Annotated in this window: 11 protein-coding genes and 1 pseudogene; 6 read left to right on the forward strand and 6 right to left on the reverse strand. The window is 51.6% G+C overall.

Annotation, left to right across the window (positions count from 1 at the left end):
• Window positions 1-474, forward strand: coding sequence for a hypothetical protein (locus AD668_RS16510; RefSeq protein WP_053160623.1), 474 nt, complete (start codon window positions 1-3; stop codon window positions 472-474).
• Window positions 475-1758: 1284 nt separating this feature from the next.
• Here the strand turns inward: AD668_RS16510 and AD668_RS16515 are convergent.
• Complete coding sequence (locus AD668_RS16515; protein WP_177330208.1) at window positions 1759-2559, reverse strand: hypothetical protein; 801 nt, start codon at window positions 2557-2559, stop codon at window positions 1759-1761.
• Between the two features lie 998 nt (window positions 2560-3557).
• On the opposite strand from AD668_RS16515, the gene AD668_RS16520 reads away from it, so the two are divergent.
• Together AD668_RS16520 and AD668_RS16525 are read left to right on the forward strand one after the other, a co-directional pair.
• Complete coding sequence (locus AD668_RS16520; RefSeq protein ID WP_053160624.1) at window positions 3558-5099, forward strand: AAA family ATPase; 1542 nt, start codon at window positions 3558-3560, stop codon at window positions 5097-5099.
• Window positions 5096-5956 carry an HNH endonuclease gene (locus AD668_RS16525; protein ID WP_256220691.1) on the forward strand — a complete coding sequence of 287 codons (861 nt, stop codon included), beginning with the start codon at window positions 5096-5098 and terminating at the stop codon, window positions 5954-5956. Before AD668_RS16520 ends, AD668_RS16525 begins: the two co-directional genes overlap by 4 nt.
• 713 nt (window positions 5957-6669) lie before the next feature.
• Here AD668_RS16525 and AD668_RS16530 read toward each other — a convergent pair.
• The 5 genes from AD668_RS16530 to AD668_RS28870 form a co-directional block, all read right to left on the reverse strand.
• Entirely contained in the window at window positions 6670-9609 is a 2940-nt protein-coding gene (locus AD668_RS16530) for a DEAD/DEAH box helicase (protein WP_053160625.1), read from the reverse strand.
• 564 nt (window positions 9610-10173) lie between these two features.
• Window positions 10174-11412: a hypothetical protein gene (locus AD668_RS16535; RefSeq protein ID WP_156322357.1), complete on the reverse strand. Its 1239-nt coding sequence runs from the start codon at window positions 11410-11412 to the stop codon at window positions 10174-10176.
• On the reverse strand, window positions 11405-12691 hold the full coding sequence (locus tag AD668_RS16540) for a site-specific integrase (protein WP_053160643.1): 1287 nt from the start codon (window positions 12689-12691) through the stop codon (window positions 11405-11407). Before AD668_RS16540 ends, AD668_RS16535 begins: the two co-directional genes overlap by 8 nt.
• A 1595-nt stretch (window positions 12692-14286) precedes the next feature.
• Window positions 14287-14511 carry a hypothetical protein gene (locus AD668_RS16545; protein ID WP_053160627.1) on the reverse strand — a complete coding sequence of 75 codons (225 nt, stop codon included), beginning with the start codon at window positions 14509-14511 and terminating at the stop codon, window positions 14287-14289.
• 306 nt (window positions 14512-14817) lie between these two features.
• A complete protein-coding gene (locus tag AD668_RS28870) occupies window positions 14818-15117 on the reverse strand; it encodes a helix-turn-helix domain-containing protein (RefSeq protein WP_082344497.1) in 300 nt (99 codons plus the stop codon).
• Window positions 15118-15208: 91 nt separating this feature from the next.
• On the opposite strand from AD668_RS28870, the gene AD668_RS16555 reads away from it, so the two are divergent.
• The 3 genes and pseudogenes from AD668_RS16555 to AD668_RS16565 all read left to right on the forward strand — a co-directional run.
• Window positions 15209-15643 (forward strand): hypothetical protein, encoded by a 435-nt coding sequence (locus tag AD668_RS16555; protein ID WP_053160629.1) that lies wholly within the window; start codon window positions 15209-15211, stop codon window positions 15641-15643.
• Window positions 15644-15715: 72 nt separating this feature from the next.
• On the forward strand, window positions 15716-15832 hold the full coding sequence (locus AD668_RS30195; protein WP_305728999.1) for a BPSL0761 family protein: 117 nt from the start codon (window positions 15716-15718) through the stop codon (window positions 15830-15832).
• 18 nt (window positions 15833-15850) lie between these two features.
• Window positions 15851-16822, forward strand: a pseudogene (locus AD668_RS16565) (IS3-like element ISPsy29 family transposase); the annotation flags it as partial.

Genomic DNA, 16822 nt, shown 5'->3' on the forward strand with positions numbered 1-16822 from the left:
ATGGAGCAACTGAACCGAGCCAAACGTTACCTGAAAAGGATCGAGAGCCTGTATGCAGGGGTATTTTCATCGATAGGACATGATGAAGAAGAATACTTTGACGATGTCTTATCGTTCTTCATCCACTGCTATCACGTCAGGGACTGGGCACTCCACCAAGACGGGGCAGCCGTGCGAGCGCGAGAGATCGACACGTTCATCAATCTGAATGAGGCGCTCAGGATTTGTGCGGATCTCGCGAATGGTTCCAAGCACTGCAAGCTCATGCGCACACCACGCTCCAGCCACCAGCCAACCATCTCACAACCACAGAAACTTTACTCCACATGGTTTGTAGGTAGTGGCGGTGGAGAGGTATTGCAGTGTAGCTACCGCGTCGAGAGCAATGGCAAGTCATTCGACGTTCGAGAGCTTGCCTGCGAGTGCATCACCTTGTGGGAACAGTTCCTGAATGGCCCAAGGCCGATGGATTGATTCAAACAGCTCGCTGGCCGAGAAATTGAAGCAATACCGCTGCCACGTTCTTCGCAACATCGATCCCGCGACCGATAGGTTCTGGCCCATGCTAACCCAAGCCGCTCAACAGTAGGCTTCAGGCCACCGGGTTGCTCTCCAAACACCTGCTCGAACCAGTCCTTCACGTGGAAGTGGGGGATGCTTTCAAGCAGGCTGCTGGTTTGATTGATGGTTCCATCGCGGCGTATCTGAGTAGCATCGTACTTACCCCAAGACAGCCAAGCAGCGCCGGCGTAGCCGCTCGCGAAACAATTAAGCCGCTGCATGGCGTCGATAAACCCAGAAGCAGAATCGACCTCGCATTGTTCGATGGTCATGAGCTGCCTGCAGGACGGTGTGATTGGGCGGTTTAGGCGAGGGCGAACGAAGCTCTGGAAACTGTCCGCAATGCGCCGCTCTCGTTGAACAATCACGGGCAAGTCGAGCTTGATGGTTTCCATCTCCTCTGGGGTAACAACCAGCCCTCGCGAGGGCTCACCCGGCATCAGGTCATCGCAGGTCATGAGAAACAGAGGGTAGGGTGAGTGCACGCAAGCGGGATTGGAAATAGGCGCACACAGAGGAATGGCTTGGCAACGGCATCACGCAGTTTCAGGAGGTCTGAGAGAAGGTGCACGAGGTTGAGTTGAAATCGAAACAGCCTAATGGCATTGATACATCACCGTTCATCAGTGAGGTACAACAATGCGTGGAAGTTACAGCAGCAGCTCGTCTGCCGGAATCTTGACTGTTTGGCCGTGGTTTTGTGTTTCTGCGCCGTGGTCACCTTGGCTGACCAGGTACATCTGGACATCGCCACTACCGGTGCTGTCTTGGGAAGGCTGGGTCTAGCCTGGCACTTAGGGTACTGCCTGGGCCGAAGGGCTGCTAGGCGTGGGCCTCAGCTACAGCTGGCCAGGGTGCCTCGGGCTATCCTGGATCGCACTCATGCCCGCATTCAGCGTTTGGCTTGACGAGGATACCTACGGCTGGCTCGAGCCTTTTTGGTCTCAATGGGTAGGCGTGGTTGCAGTAGCGCTTCTCGCGTTTCGCATCAGATCAATCGTAGAGTAAGTCTGATCGAGGCGTGACCATGAACACCTCAGACTGGGGTCGAGGCGCGCCTTGCGATCGATGGCTTCATCAACGATTTGAAATCGCCTCAGCGGCGTCTTAGGCGGCCGCCGCTGTCGTTCATCACCATAGGCAATCAGTGTCAGACAGCAAGTACTCGGCTTGAGCATTCGACAGGTTCGATAGGTACTAGGCGAACATTCTGAAAAACCAAAGCTCTACGATCTTTCTTATCCACCCCTTGCGCTGGATTTTACTTGATGCACACTCATTTTCTGCATGATACATCTGCACCGCCGCCTCCATTTCATTCACGTACCTATGAAACTCGCAAACGGCATACTCCAAAAAAACCTCGTCCATCAAGACACCGTCAAAAATGTTGACCGATATTCCCTTAGTTTTGCGAAGGGCTGACAACATCCTTTTCTCCGAAGAGTTCTTCCTGCCTTTGCGCGTGCTTGTTACCCTATAGCCCTTAGCGGTGCCGTCGCTGTGAGCCATTACATTCCTGATAACAGTCAGATGATCCAGGTCTGCGATGCCTTTGCCGCCAATGACCTTTTTCAGCATCGAGTGAGCCTTTTCTATTGGCCCCATACCCTTGAGCTTTCCCTCAAAGCCAGTGAGTTCAAGCATAAACCCCAAGCATTGACTCATACGGTGTTCGAACAACCCAAACATCGTAAGAAATGCTGAGCGTCGCGTGAGTTGGGTGATCATAAACTTATGCGTCATTAGCACTTCGTCATAGTCATAACCGACAGAAGAGCCGCATGAGTAGAAAGTCCGTTGCCGCACGTAGCTTTCACCATACTGATCATAAGCTTCTTCTTCGTGCTCATGCTCTTTTACTGCGCCTTGCTCGTCCGCCTCTTTAAGTGCGAGCACCACATTTTTTTCAGCCTGCTCTGCAAGCATTCTCATGACAGAGATGGACTCACTGATGGCACACATATGGACACTGAAAATAAAGTCAAGCTTGGCCAAATTGCCTCCCTGCAGGCTTATTTTGAAGACACACGATAAGACACACGATTTTCTGGGCAGACTCGAGGTCTGCTCCAGACTACATAATCCGTCAGCGTCTTCATATCCCAGCCTGAGCTGACGCCCACACAGACCTCTGCGCATCGAGTGCGCGCCATAGATCTCAGAGCGCAGGCCGCATTGCCCCACGATCAATCGTCCTAAACAGAGGGGCCACGTGGGCAGGGCCTGGCAAGCCATAAACTCCAGACGTGCGAGTACCACCGCAGGTGCACTTTGTCCAAATTTTTGGAAGTGAGGAGCTTTCTTTGGAGGCAAAGAAAAGGTGGCGGCGACGCCGCAAAAGCGGGGCGCCCCTCTCCACCAGTCACTCGATGCCATCTCAATGGCATGTCATCAAAGCCAGAAAAGCGCTAGAAGCGGCCCGAAAATCTGCGGTAGCAAGCGCTAACGGGTGAAATGCTTAAACCACCTCCTCAGTTTCTCGGCAACCGGATGATGTTCGGCGATCTGACGTGCGGCGTGAAGCGGTTCAAGTCAAAGCGATGAGGCGGTTGGTTGCGCGTCCATTGAGTGGCGACCAGTTGTCTTTCCAGTGGGTCTGATTGATACCTGCCGATTTAGGTCAGAAGGTAAATATCGAGTGTTCTACCGCTCAAAAAAGGCAATAACGGAGCGTACGCCAACGATCTGAGCTTCACGTGTTCAGAAGCCTTATTGCAGGTTGAGCAGGGCGCTAACGAGCATATGCATCGATATACTGGGCCACTGCGGGCGCACACCGCCGTTAAACCACTGAAAATCTCGAAACGATAATGCGGTGCCGGCGGTGAAATGTAGGATTCAGGAGGCCAAGTTCCTGTATCCATTGAAGATAAGCGCTGTGTTAGGCCTGATCTGCGCGTCACGCGTTGTGGTTCCGAAGCTGAAATGCCACCATGAGAACCAGCTGGCGAAGATGGCCGCTGAACATCGCGTTGTATCAGGAACAGGGAAGAATGGAATTTCACATCGTAGGAAGGGAAGAAAAATTCCCGAGTGGCAAACCCAGTACTGCTTACCTGAAATATGACCGCTGGAACGACCACAGCTTTGTCACAATGTTTTATGTCATCGCGTACGACGAATCTGGCACGGCTCACAACCTTGAGAATGTCAAGATTGGATTCAAAGGGCAGGATACCGCAACAACCACACGCTCCAAACTTCCAGATTCTTTTCAAAGTCTCCCAGAGGGCTTCTTCTCACTCGGTACCAGCGTGGAGTACTACCAAAAAATCGCGAGCCTATCCTCCGATGATTTGCGGTTTGACTTCCTCCGAGGGATGAATGACATCGTTGCCAACCCTGAAATCCTGGAAGCGATAATAGACGAGCCCGTGCTGTCAATCTCGTTGTTGCGCAATGTCAGCTTGGCCAGCGTCAAGAATCAATTTACGCGAGTCCTACTTGGTGGTGCTGTCAGAACCAATTTTTCTTTCGTCTACACGAAGCAAGCGGATAGCTCTACCGCCGGCATTGAGTTGAGTTTTGATGTGAATGTTGATTCGACGCCCCTGACAAATGTGCACGCGCTAATCGGGCGAAACGGCATCGGAAAGACCACCATCCTCAATGGCATCACCAATGCCATCCACAATCGCCACGCTGGTGCAGATGCCATCTACCAAGTTCAGTTTTGGGGGCAACAGCGAGCGATTATTGCCCCTGATTTTTTCAGCAGCGTAGTGCTCGTATCCTTTAGCGCATTTGACCCCTTTGATCCACCTCCAGAGCAGCCCGATCCAGCCAAAGGCACCTGTTTTTTCTATGTCGGGCTAAAGTCAAAAGGCGAGGACGCATGGCATGAGTTAAAGCGCCGGGACGCTCTCAAATCTGACTTCATTGACGGAATGAGAGGGTGCCTGCGGGAAACGCATAAGCGAAACCGTTGGCGACAGGCCGTCAAAACTTTGCAAACTGATGAGAATTTCGCAGGTTTGGGATTCGACAGGCTCTTGTCTTTGAGTGGCGAGGAATGGAGCACGGCGGCCAACGAAATCTTTTCGAACCTTAGCTCAGGCCATTCGATCGTGCTGCTGACTATCACCAAGTTGGTCGAGCGGGTCGAGGAAAAAACTCTCGTCCTGATGGATGAGCCCGAAAGCCATTTGCATCCGCCACTGCTATCGGCATTGATTAGGGCGTTGAGTGAGCTGCTTCTGGATCGCAACGGTGTAGCGATCGTGGCCACGCATTCGCCGGTGGTGCTCCAGGAAATTCCTGCGTCGTGTGTCTGGAAAATTCATCGGTCTAATTTGGTGGCGTCAGCGCAGCGGCCAACAGTTGAAACGTTCGGCGAGAACGTAGGGATTCTTACCCGGGAAGTTTTTGGATTGGACGTCGCATCCTCGGGTTTTCATACACTTCTTGCAGCTGAAGCTGCCGAGGGACATACCTTTGAGGTGATCCTTGGAAAATTCGGTGGGAAATTGGGGCTTGAGGGGCAGGCAATTCTTCGGGCGTTAATCGCTGAGCGTGATTCAAAGGTGCAGGCATGAAGCAATTGTTAGCCCCGAGTTGCACTCCTGAGGAGGCCTACATGGCCTGCACCTCTGCGATAATTGATGATCATCAGAGAGATAGAATGAGGGGTATTCTTCCAGGTATCACAGCCAACGCCGCCGAATTTATCGAAAGAGTCGCCGCCGGATCCACGTGGGAGTTACCCTCATTGAGGTTGGCCAGGGGGGATGATCCCATCGTGATCGATGACATTCGAAAAAGCGAGCTCGTTCACCTCTACGAATACTACATGGTGCAGCGAGAACCTGGCCGAGCACTCTACGACTCTATTTTGGTGGCTGCAGGTGACCATTGTCCTACATGTGGAGGAATAGGACGACCGCGAACCCTGGATCATTATTTGCCAAAAGCCAACTACCCGAAGCTGGCTATCGTTCCCCAAAACTTGATCCCTGCCTGCCGTGACTGCAATACCGACAAACGCAACCCCTTGATTGACCACCCGCATCGGCAACCGCTTCACCCATATCTGGACAAACGACAATTTTTCGAGGAAAGGTGGATCAGTGTTTCCGTATCTCACACCAGCCCTTGCTCAATCATCTACAGCGCCAGTCCACCTGATGACTGGAATGATGAGGACAAGGCAAGGGCAGTTAATCATTTTGACCTGTTCGGTATTGCCGAGCGGTACAGCATCCAAGCGGGATCAGAACTCAGCATGCTGATGGACATGGGTGCGAACTATTTCAGCAGGCAGCCCCCCGAAGCTTTCTCTGACTTCCTTCGTTCAGGCGCTCAGGTGACTGGTTTGGTGATCAATGGATGGAAAAAAGTGCTTTACGAAGCACTAGCGGATGACGTCTGGTTTTGCAACCGCAGTTATCGGTAGACGTTTTCTAACTAGCTCCAGCGCTGCGCACGCAGGTGAGGAACCGCTTGGGATGTCGCTTCGTCACGATGCCCTGCAAAGGATCGGTCTGATCGAGTACAAGTTAGAGCGATGAGGCGGTTGGTTGCTCGTCCATTGAGTGGCGACCAGTTGTCTTTCAAGCGAGCCTGATAGATATCTAGCGATCTAGGTCAGAAGGTTGATATTGAGTGCTCTACCGTTTTCAAAAAAGGTAGTAGCCCGCGACCCGATGAGATGAGCTTCAAGTGTTCAGAAGCCTTTTTGCAGGTTGAGCAGGGCACTGACACGCACAAACACCGAGCTACAACGGTGGCCGGATGACTCGATCGTTCGTTGCTTTCAAGATGTAGTTGACGAGAATAATACCGCGCGGTTGTCAGGATTGAACAATTCCATGCTCTTGCCCGGCGACGCTCTACGTCGGCGAATGCTAGAGAGCATCATAGCTTCCGTGTTCTGGTAAATCAGCTTGGAATTTGAAGGGTAGGGCGGATTACAGCTAGCCGGTATACCCTTGCCCACGAACGCCGTCCAGGACAAGCGGAGTTGGGAAGCCCGAAAGGAGTTTAGCGTTCCCCAGAGGAGTGGACGCCTTGATAATGCGTGCGTCAACGCCATGAATCCAAGGCACTGGCGTTGCAGCTAAAACCAACACCAGCGGAACAGGTCACTGTCCCGCCGGAGTAGGTGCATCAGGGGCTCACGATGACTTTGATGTCCGATCCCGAGATGCTTTTGATGTATGAGTAGCTTGTTCCCAATACAGCAAGCTGTTCCTTTGACACCTTCTTCGCTGATATCGCGGGCTGCACGATCACAAATTTGAAGATCAGCTCGTGGTCGTGGCACTTGTTGCGGAGTATCTCCAGCTGCTGAGGCGTGCCTTTGAGGATTCTGTCGAAATCCTTCAGCAATCCTTTCTGGTACCGATCCATCAGTCGGTTGAAGAACTTATCTCCCGTGTACAGCCATTTCACCGACCTCGACGCCTGACCGCATACCTCATAGACGTCTTCAACGCGTGCCCCGGGAGCAGCCACGCCCTTCGTCATAGGGCAGAATTTGCAGTGGTAAAGGTCTACATAGATGGCGTCCTTGCTTTCTCGAATTGCCACCAAGTCAGCGATTTCGCCTTTGCCGTCATCATTGAATACGATCGAGTAGTCATCAGCGATCTTGTCAAAGGTCAAACCTTGTACTGAATCCTTACGTCGCTCTGCGCGCATAGACTCTTGATGGATTTTCGTCGCTCCCCAATCCCAGGGTTCGAGCAAACCGGCAGGCAGTTTTACATCCATACTGTTGAGCGAGTACTGACGATAATTGCCCTGCACCATGGAACCGTCGACCTTGAGCAGTACAAGCGGGTCTCCATCCAGGTAAGAGTCGAGCGGCATTTCGTGGGGGTAGAGGATCTTCACACCTGGGCAGGACGTCTTGTATGCGTCCTCCAACAGCCTGACAGAGATGGTAGTGAGGCGACGCTCCTCGCCATCGTTGCCCGCGACCAAAAGGGGGATCTCCAACGTCTGCGGGTCACTGTACTCAGGCTTACCAAGCTCGACGTCGAGAAGGTTGAAAGTTTCCCCTTGAAAATACAGCGAGATCCTTTGTTCGTTTTCTATTGCGATCGACACAGGCCAGTCGGCGTAAAATAGGCCTTCCGGCCACTTGCCCTTGATCTGCTCCATACGCATGACGTTTTTGAGTACGTCACCAGGGTCAATGGTGTTGTCGTTCAGCTTGACCGCCATGCGCTTGCACCACTCGACCCAGTAGTCGATCGGAGAGGAACTCATCTCCCAGATCTTGCCCTTGTGCGAGCAGCCCACGGTGGTTCGTTCTCCACCCTCAAACCCGGTGGCGAAGATGTTGGACTTCGTAGCGTTGCCTTTCTCAATGTCACTAATCACTTGGTTGATATCGCGCCCCACGTGCATCGTGAACCGCAGGTCTTTCCTGGCGCGTGACAGGCCAACGTTCTGCAGTTTCATCAGCTTGATGTCATGGAGCGTACGGAAGGCCGGCTCACCATTGATGCGACGAGAGTCCTTGGCCACCAAGTTCAGAAAGCGAGTTGTCTGGGTGTCGTCACCCGAGGTGTGAATGAACAGGGTTTTCTGCGCTTTGTCATAGAACGCGATGTACAGATTCCAATTGGTATCGACGATTTCTTCGGTCTGAGCCCACCCAACCAGTGTCTCTCTCCGAGTCACGGCAATCACTGTATCGGCCTGATCGTTGATCGAGATGTACTGCAGCGTTTCCCTGCGTCCATCAAGATCCTGCGCCCGCTGTGGTCTCCAGTCTGAGGGAGAAACGTGGTATGCCACCGCGCTGATTTTGGGATTCGGATTCAGGCCAAAAATCACTTGGGCGTCGTCCCCGTCGGCGAATTGCTCATTAAAGTCCGCCTTCTTAATTTCCCGGCCGACCTTTTGCTCGCTCACGTTGCGGATGACTGCACCCCAATCAGCACTCTCTTTATAGAGGTCTGCCATCTGGTGGTCGGTCTTCTGGTTAGCGATGTTCGCCACGAACTTAGCATCACCAAGGGCGGCATCAACCCTCGTCAGCCGGCCAATGAATTGGAGTGTAACAGCAGGACTTTGGTGCTGATCATGAATGGCCGCGATCTTGAGTTCGGGCAGATCGAAGCCTTCCCCAAGCATGTCAACGCAGACGATGATCCGGTGCTTTTTTTTGACGATCTCCGCCATCACCTTGGCTTGGTTTGGCACCTTGCTATGGATCAGCACGGGGGTCAGGTCGGCGTGCTGCTTATAAAGCTCGAACAGGTCAGTCGCCCGCTTGTGCGACTTGGCCCGCACCATCATCAGATGGTTATATCCAGCCTCGAGGTCAGCCCTCAGCAGCTCAACAGCTTTGTCTGCGATGGCCTGATCGGACAGCTTGAGGTTGTATTCTCGTACTGGATGGAACTCGATACCTTTGAAATAGCCGTCAAGCTGCGCATCCCGGAGCGGGTAGTTGTAGATGATCTTGCCGGCCAGAGCCAGACCATCCTCCCGGAACGGCGTCGCTGTGAACTGAATACATGGTTTGCCCCTGAAGGCTGTTCTGATTCGATTCCAACTGGCTGCCACGACATGGTGAGCCTCATCGATCATCAGATGGCTACACATGTTCACGAGCGCCCCCAAGGCGGCGTCTTCAAATAACAGCAGAGCCTGGGGAGTGGCCACAATGATATTGGCGTTAGCCAACGCAGCAACCTGCGCTTCAGACAGCACTGAATCGATGGCTGCAACGATAGGATTGCGCGCCTTGTCCGATACGGCCCCAACGGTGCGAAGCGTCTTCATCTCCGTGCACTTGCCCACCAATTGCGTACGGAGAGCGTCTGATGGAACCAGGATCAATGTTCTTGCCATTCTAGCAGCGATGATAAGCCCGAGCATGGTGTCAGTCTTCCCTGTCCCTGTGGGCATAACCACCGTAGCGGTGGAGGAGGGGTCGACCACCAGATGCCCCAGGGTGGCGTAAAGCGCAGCCAACTGCGGTTTGCGCAACCCAGGTGCATTCGTTTTGGGATCGTCGAGACTGAAGTTGAACAGGTGGGTTTGCCAGCTCTGGTACACATCCGAATGCGTTATGACTACATCGTCCATGGCGATTACCTGGGGTAAATAAACTCAGGGGAGGGTGGCGATATGGTAGCACGCCGTAATCGTATCAATGACTTGACTCGGGCCAACGCAAGGGCAAGCCGCATCGCCCTCGCGTTCTAACCATCCGCCTCAATGTGTCGGACTGGCGTTGAACAATCGAACTGCTTTGAGCAAGCGGAGCACGCAGGCGTGGGAATGAGCGCCCACAGAGCCGAGACACCGCGCGCGGAGGGGGCACGATTCACGCCAGCCGTCCCGGTAGGGTGCGCACCATCGTAATGCAACGATGTGGCTCGAGCTTTCTGAACCTCCATGGCCGATGAGCAGGTGCTTCCAGGGACGAAGTGCCCGCTTGGCGAATGGCTTGATTTACGACCTACCCCAGTAGTCGCTGAGGAGCAATGTCTTGGAGAAGATGGCGTTCACAATAATGTCGCGTGGCTGATGCATAGATTCAGCCCGCGAGCAAAGTAGTACAACCAACTCAACTAAATGACTATTTAGTTGAGTTAAAAAGGTTTCATAGGAATACCCTCGAAAAAAGTAGGGCAGACATTCTAGATACTAACCACGCCACGCAAAGAAACGTCGGTAGACACTTTCCGCGTTTGATTTTCGCACAAGCCTGATTACGTCCTCCATCCGCATCGTCCTTGCGCTGTGGTGCATACTTGTTTCTCGCAACCAGAATAGACTCGCCTTACGGAACCCTGAGTCAGGCGAGACTTCATATCCGCTTTCGGTAAGCCGATCAATGACGAACTGACATACAGTCCGGAATAAAAGTCTCGCATGAGTTGAACTTATCGAACCTTTCCCACGAATCTTCCCGAACAACAATGTGTGATCACGCTCCAATGGAAGGGATTTTCGGCCAAGTTTTTCACGATAACGATTCACATACTTAGCTACAAACTCAGGATGGATTTTCCATGCTCGATTGCTCGGGAAACTGTCCACATCTAAATCGTAAGTCCCATCGCGCATGAGCCCCAGCGCACTGAACGTTAGTTGCCCCCCTAAACTGTCGATCTCAGATGGCTGCATCCTAAGATAATAAACTGACGCGATCATGAGTAGCGTACGTTCATTTTGGATTTCCTCATCTGCCATGTCGCTGAGCGTCAACATCAAGACCGCAAACTCTTCGTCAGTGAAAACATTCGCACCTTTGTGAATAGGAAGATTCATAGAGTAGATGCCGGCAGCGTGCAGCCTTCGCGCAGGGTTGACTGGTATAATTCCACTGTCGTGCAGATGCAGAAAAAAAGTTGCGACCACAGACCACTGTTTAGCGAGCGCGCCTCTACCAGCTATGTACGTTAAGCGAGTACCGTCTTCCCCAATAGACGTCTGATCAAAGCTAAACGGACGCCATGTGGGGCGAAATTCTATTACCTGTCTCAGTTTGCCGAGAGTGAATCGCCGACAAGACTTATCTGCCACCCAGGAGTCCGGGGGAGATGTGCAGAAACTCATAAACTCTTGAATGTCACCTTCATTCAAATCAGTTATGGTTTTTTTTGCCTCCAAAATACTCCAGAGTAAAAGTCGCTCGATATACCTTCGGTAGTTTGAATAGCGCGTAGATTTGGCATGCTTAATCAAAAACTGCTTAACGAGCACGTAGCTTTTTGTTGGCATACTGCTGGCTGGGCAACTGTTGAGAAAACGCTGAATTACAGGCAGCTCACCATCAAGGGTGTCTGGGTCTAGCCGTGAAAATTCTTCCAGCGCTTCAAAGCAAGGACGGGGCATTGATTCCATGATTTTTTCTACCAGTTGTCTCTGAAAATTATTCACGATTTTTCAAACCCAGTTTTTTAAGCGAGTACGAGCGCTTATTTTCATAACTGCTGTAGTAGATATCCTGAGTAGTGGACAAATTGTTGTGACGTAGATCCATCTGCAAGTCCTTGGAGTCTCGCCAAGGGGCATCAAGTGTCGCAGCTGTATGCCTTAGCCAGTGCGTGGAGGCCACCCGCAGAGCTTCGATTTCGCCAGGTTGGCGATCTTCGTTAACCATTTCATTAACAGCCCGGTCGAATAGCTTTTGGATGATCAAATGAACCATTCGAGTTGATAAACCTGGACGACCATTCAGAGTCGCAATAAGAGGGGTCTGCTCATTAGGTAATGGCAGTTCAGAAAGCCCCATGAACCGTCGGTAGCGCTTTAAATAACGATCAATGTATTCGGGTCTTACAGCTACCTTGGCGCCTTTGTCGCCCTTACCAACGAGGTGGAACCACCAATTGCCTTCATGATCCATCTTGAAGGAGCCCATTGTGGGCTGCCAATTCACCCGACCACAGACATCCGAAACGCGTAGGTACATCGAAAACAACGTCGCGGCGATGAACAGGGTGCGTTCATGTTTTTCAGGAACCAATGCGGCCATTTTTTCGGCGGTGGTCAGTACGAAGTCCCATTGAAGAGGCGTAAGGGCACGTCCGGTTTGCACCATTGAACGCGACGCTTTGAATCGCGATTTCTGTTTGATCGCCCTGAAGGGATTCGTCGACGTCAGGCCCTCATCGAGACCATATTCGTACAAACTGCTGCAAACCGAGAAAACTTGGGAAATGCTCCCTCGAGATGGCTGGTACGGAACACCAGCAACGGGGCCGTCAAGATCTTCTGCATTACCTATGCGATTCGCTGTCTTCACCGTGAATGGGTGCCAGCGTGGATTTGGACAAAGCTGTAAATCTTTGTCGGATGCCACGATCAGAAACCTGCTGCGTGTCACGGGGCCAAGCCAACCTATGGGTGGGGCCATGCAGAACTCCAAGAAGGCTTCGGCGTCTGCGCGACGCAGCTCCATCAGGGGCTTCTTTCTAATCAACAATGCCCAAAGCAGCAGGCGCTCGGCATGGGTGCGATATGAAACGAATGTCGCCTCGACGTTGGAGTATGAACGCAGAAAACCACGAACAGCTTCGAAACCGTCCACGGGTTTCAGATGCGCATCAAAGTTCGCCAAATAGTTCATCACCAGCGGTAGACACGGGTCAGGTTCATCGCGAGTGTGATTGACGAATTCTTTATAGGTGTTGAACAACGGATACGGGGCCGGCATCTTGTTATCCTTCACGGGATGCTGCATTGCAGATTTCCGATTCTGGGAGTTATCGGAAGTAGGGGGCTTGTCCTTTCGTTTATTCGAGGCGAGCGTGTCCGTCTGCCTAAATGAATCGCTCATCGCATAGCCCTAACCATTGATCGATGGCATGTAGGTTATACACAGCCAACATAGCTTTGCAAGTTTTCTCTTTCAAGGCTTAGCTAATAACCAGGCAACTAGAAATTAATTATTTATATATTGACAGTTTTGACCTGGCCCCGGCTGAGAAACACCGAATTCACGGCCACAAGCCCCAACCTATGCGAGTCTCGCACTCAAAGTACGAAGTTATTGGGAGGAACCAATAGCGCTTTAGATAGGGGAATTCGTCTTCACGACAACCATAATCTAGGGTTCACTTTTAAAAGATTCAGCCATCTTTAAAAGTGTTTTAGCTGCATAGCCCCAATAATACGGGCTGCACGACAGCAACCTCCATAATTAGTGGGTCTGACCAGTTTTAAAGATTTAGATCATTTTAAAAAGTTTTCTTTTAAATGAGGGAGCGGGCATCGAGAACAACCAGTTGTCAGCCCACAAGAAAGACTCTTGAAATCCAGAACTATTAGTGATTTTATAATGAAGCTTCTTCGAAGCTTCAGTCTGGAAGCTCCCTTAGATACTCTCCTTTCGCCCCTAAAACGCTATTCTCCGCGTTTGAATCCTCTCTGAGCTTACATATCGAGCGCTCGCTCTGATGTTTATTTACACAACGCACGCCGGTGTTGCACGCACCCAACCAAGCTTAGCCCTCACGGCGCACGCCAGGTTTAGACAACCTAGGAGTAGCTTCCGGACTGCTGCCCTGATATCCGATCTTTCTCGATCTTCGCTTACCGGTCGATGAGATTGGAACGCTCTCATGGAGAAAGATCGAACCTACGCAGCCAAGCATATATTTCGAGCGCTTTGTAGGTATCAGAGAATCGCAAACCATCGTATTCACTGGGCTAAGGCTGGGTCATTTTTAAAGGTTTCAGCCGTTTTTAAGAGAATTCATGCATTCGGGTTCTTTTTTGCACTGGAGGAATCTGCTCGAAATGGACGCTTACGAGCACACCCGGAAGCATTTCTACGCGGCATACGGCGTCCAGAACTCACAAAAAGTAGTCAGTCCATGTGTTAGGGCCAAATTCCGTCAGATTTAGAAGCGCTGGAATGGTGATCTCCGAGGGTGTGGAATGTTCGCAGAAGCTCGGTTTACAAGGCTTTCGAAACGAAAATGAGTGGCGCCACTTAAGGTGCCATCTTTAAGGGGGGGCCACAGCCAGGCTTCAAATCTGACCACCATGGACCCCGCGTGAGAATACGAAGGTGCGCATAATGTATATTATGTTAAACGAATGCCGTTTCAATGGTGTTGCAACTTGTTTGTCCATTTCCTTGCGATTCCATGAATTTGAAACTTTTCCATCAAAAAAGCCGATGGGGCACTGCCTCTGAAATGTAAATTTGAAACTCTCGTGTAAGGATATCCGCAAATCTGAAACTTTTTTGCAGTCGGGACTCCAGCTCATGGTTCATTGTTTGCGCAACCTGGTCCCGCAGTATCAGTAAGGCCGTCCTGCAAATCTAGACTTTTCGACCTTGGAAAATGCTTCGATTGCCTCGACGGAAAAGAAGGTTTTATACCCTGCTGACTGATGCATGCGTCTGAGCTTCGCGACCGCAATTGCGACCATTTGAGTGTTTGATTTGCCATTGCTGCTATCCATCGGAATTTGCACCTGGCGAAAAGAGGATGCCATTGTACCGGCAGTGAGATCGTCTGCCATGATCCTGCGGTCATATTGACAGGAATCGCACCCGCTGCGGTCTTCACGAGCCGTAGTGGGCTCCCCCTGCCCCACCTGGTATCCACTTATTCTGCTCCAACGTCCTAGTCCTTGCCGGCGCTCGTGACGCACAGGGGGCATTGGGTGATCACCTCTGCTCGTTTGAGCAGCGAGCCAGACTCGTTAGCTTTTTTTGAGAGTGTGAAGGATCTCATCTTCAAGCCAGTGACCAGATTCGATCCGTCGCGGAGATCTTCAATGATGGCGTTTTCAATCGACAATAGCAGCTGGCGTTCACGGTGATCATTAATCCGTGGATGGTTTATCGACTTGTAGGCTCTGTAATTCAGAATCAATTTGTCTCAGAAAATCTTCGATTCCCGGTGAGCACTCCTTTCGCATGTAGCATGCTGCCACCAAGGTGACTGGATGAACTCCTAGCACGGAGCACAACGACTCTAGCTTTTCCAGCGTCGGGCTAGTGCCTCCTCGCTCAAGTAAGCTGACATTGGTACGGCTGCTCACTAAAGAAAAATGCTCCTGCGTCAGGCCTTTCTGAAGGCGAGCCTGTCGCAGTGTCGCCCCAAATGCTTCTTTCAGTTCCATTTTGCTTACCCACAAAAGGAACGATAAGGCGACATTGCGCAATATATGACTACAACATATATTGTGCATTCGAGATGCTGAGGTACCAGCGATGAGCAAGAATCATGAAGGGCCGACGATCATTTCCAGCCTTTTCAATGCCGATTTTCTGGGGCGTCCGTACATGCGGCAGACGGTCATGATCCCTTGGTTTTACCTCGAAGCACGCGTTCGATACGGCAATGAATTCGTTGGGGAAATGCTCATGGTCTCCTCATTTGACGCGTTGAAAGACATTCTCAAGGTCCAGCACGAGTCATTTCGGGTGCACTCCATTCAGTATGTGACGCCAGGTTTTGTAAATGAAACCGGCCAATGGAAAATGGAGCCGCTCCTCGAGGCAAGTGAGGCGACTAATCAACAGGGTGAGCGAGTTCCACTTTTCAAGGTTCCTGATCGAACCTACACACACTTGGGTGTGAACACCGAGGTGAACCTAAAAAGCGTTAAGGTTCTATTCCCGGCCGTCAAAAAAAAGCGCGACTGAGATTGAGCATCTCTCCTTGATGCACTGGCGCAAACCTTGATCGTTCTCCTCGCTAAGGAGTCAATGATGACGATGCCGCATGAACGTACGCGATCGATAATTCAGGCCCGAGACTTTCTGGTTGATCTTTCCCATGATCAAGTGCTGAATCGCCCCGGGTTTCGTAGACACCTCTTTGCCTTAAACTGAGGCCAATTAGGAGGTGCCATGAGCAACCCGCGTTACCCCGAAGAATTCAAAATCCAAGCGGTCAATCAAGTGACCGAAAAGAAGCTGCCTGTCGCTGATGTAGCGGCCCGTCTTGGCGTGTCGACGCATAGCCTCTACGCCTGGATAAAGCGCTACAGCAAACCTCAAGAAGAACGGCAGCAGGACGATGATCAGCACGCTGAACTGCGTCGTCTGCGAGCAGAACTCAAGCGGGTTACTGAAGAGCGAGACATCTTAAAAAAGGCCGCCGCGTACTTTGCCAAGGAGTGCGGTTGAAGTACGCCTTTATCAAGCAGCGAGCAGATGACTATTCCATACGACGGCTTTGCCTGACGCTGAAAGTCCACCCCAGTGGGTATTACGCCTGGTTGTCTGAGCCGCAATCTGCACGCGCCAAAGACGACCAACGACTGCTGGGTTTGATCAAGCATTCATGGCTGGAAAGTGGCGGCGTTTATGGCTATCGCAAAATCCATGACGATCTGCGCGAGGTCGGTGAAGACTGTGGTCGCCATCGTGTAGCGAGGCTGATGCGTCTTGAAGGTCTGCGCTCTCAGACAGGGTATCGACGTCGCCCTGGAAAGTACGGCGGTAAGCCAGCGGTCGCCTCACCCAATTTGCTGAAGCGCCAGTTCGATGTCGTGGAACCCAACAAGGTTTGGGTCACCGACATCACCTACATTCGTACATATGAAGGCTGGTTGTACTTGGCTGTGGTGCTGGATCTGTTTTCTCGTCAGGTTGTAGGCTGGTCAATGAAGTCTCAGATGACCAGTGATTTGGCTATTGATGCGTTATTGATGGCGGTTTGGAGGCGTAAACCGAAACAAGAGGTAATGGTTCATAGCGACCAAGGTAGCCAGTACAGCAGCTCCGATTGGCGCAGCTTTTTGAAGGCGAACAATTTGGTTGCCAGCATGAGTCGCCGAGGCAACTGTCATGATAATGCCGTGGCCGAGAGCTTTTTCC

The organism is Pseudomonas sp. P1.8, from assembly GCF_001269805.1.
In the GTDB taxonomy this organism is placed as follows: Bacteria; Pseudomonadota; Gammaproteobacteria; order Pseudomonadales; family Pseudomonadaceae; genus Aquipseudomonas.

Coding starts and splice junctions, on each gene's coding strand:
- AD668_RS16555 (WP_053160629.1), top strand. CDS start 15,209: ATGAGCAAGAATCATGAAGGGCCGACGATCATTTCCAGCCTTTTCAAT.
- AD668_RS16540 (WP_053160643.1), bottom strand. CDS start 12,691: ATGCCGGCCCCGTATCCGTTGTTCAACACCTATAAAGAATTCGTCAAT.
- AD668_RS16520 (WP_053160624.1), top strand. CDS start 3,558: ATGGAATTTCACATCGTAGGAAGGGAAGAAAAATTCCCGAGTGGCAAA.
- AD668_RS16545 (WP_053160627.1), bottom strand. CDS start 14,511: ATGGCAGACGATCTCACTGCCGGTACAATGGCATCCTCTTTTCGCCAG.
- AD668_RS16525 (WP_256220691.1), top strand. CDS start 5,096: ATGAAGCAATTGTTAGCCCCGAGTTGCACTCCTGAGGAGGCCTACATG.
- AD668_RS16530 (WP_053160625.1), bottom strand. CDS start 9,609: ATGGACGATGTAGTCATAACGCATTCGGATGTGTACCAGAGCTGGCAA.
- AD668_RS28870 (WP_082344497.1), bottom strand. CDS start 15,117: ATGGAACTGAAAGAAGCATTTGGGGCGACACTGCGACAGGCTCGCCTT.
- AD668_RS16510 (WP_053160623.1), top strand. CDS start 1: ATGGAGCAACTGAACCGAGCCAAACGTTACCTGAAAAGGATCGAGAGC.
- AD668_RS30195 (WP_305728999.1), top strand. CDS start 15,716: ATGCCGCATGAACGTACGCGATCGATAATTCAGGCCCGAGACTTTCTG.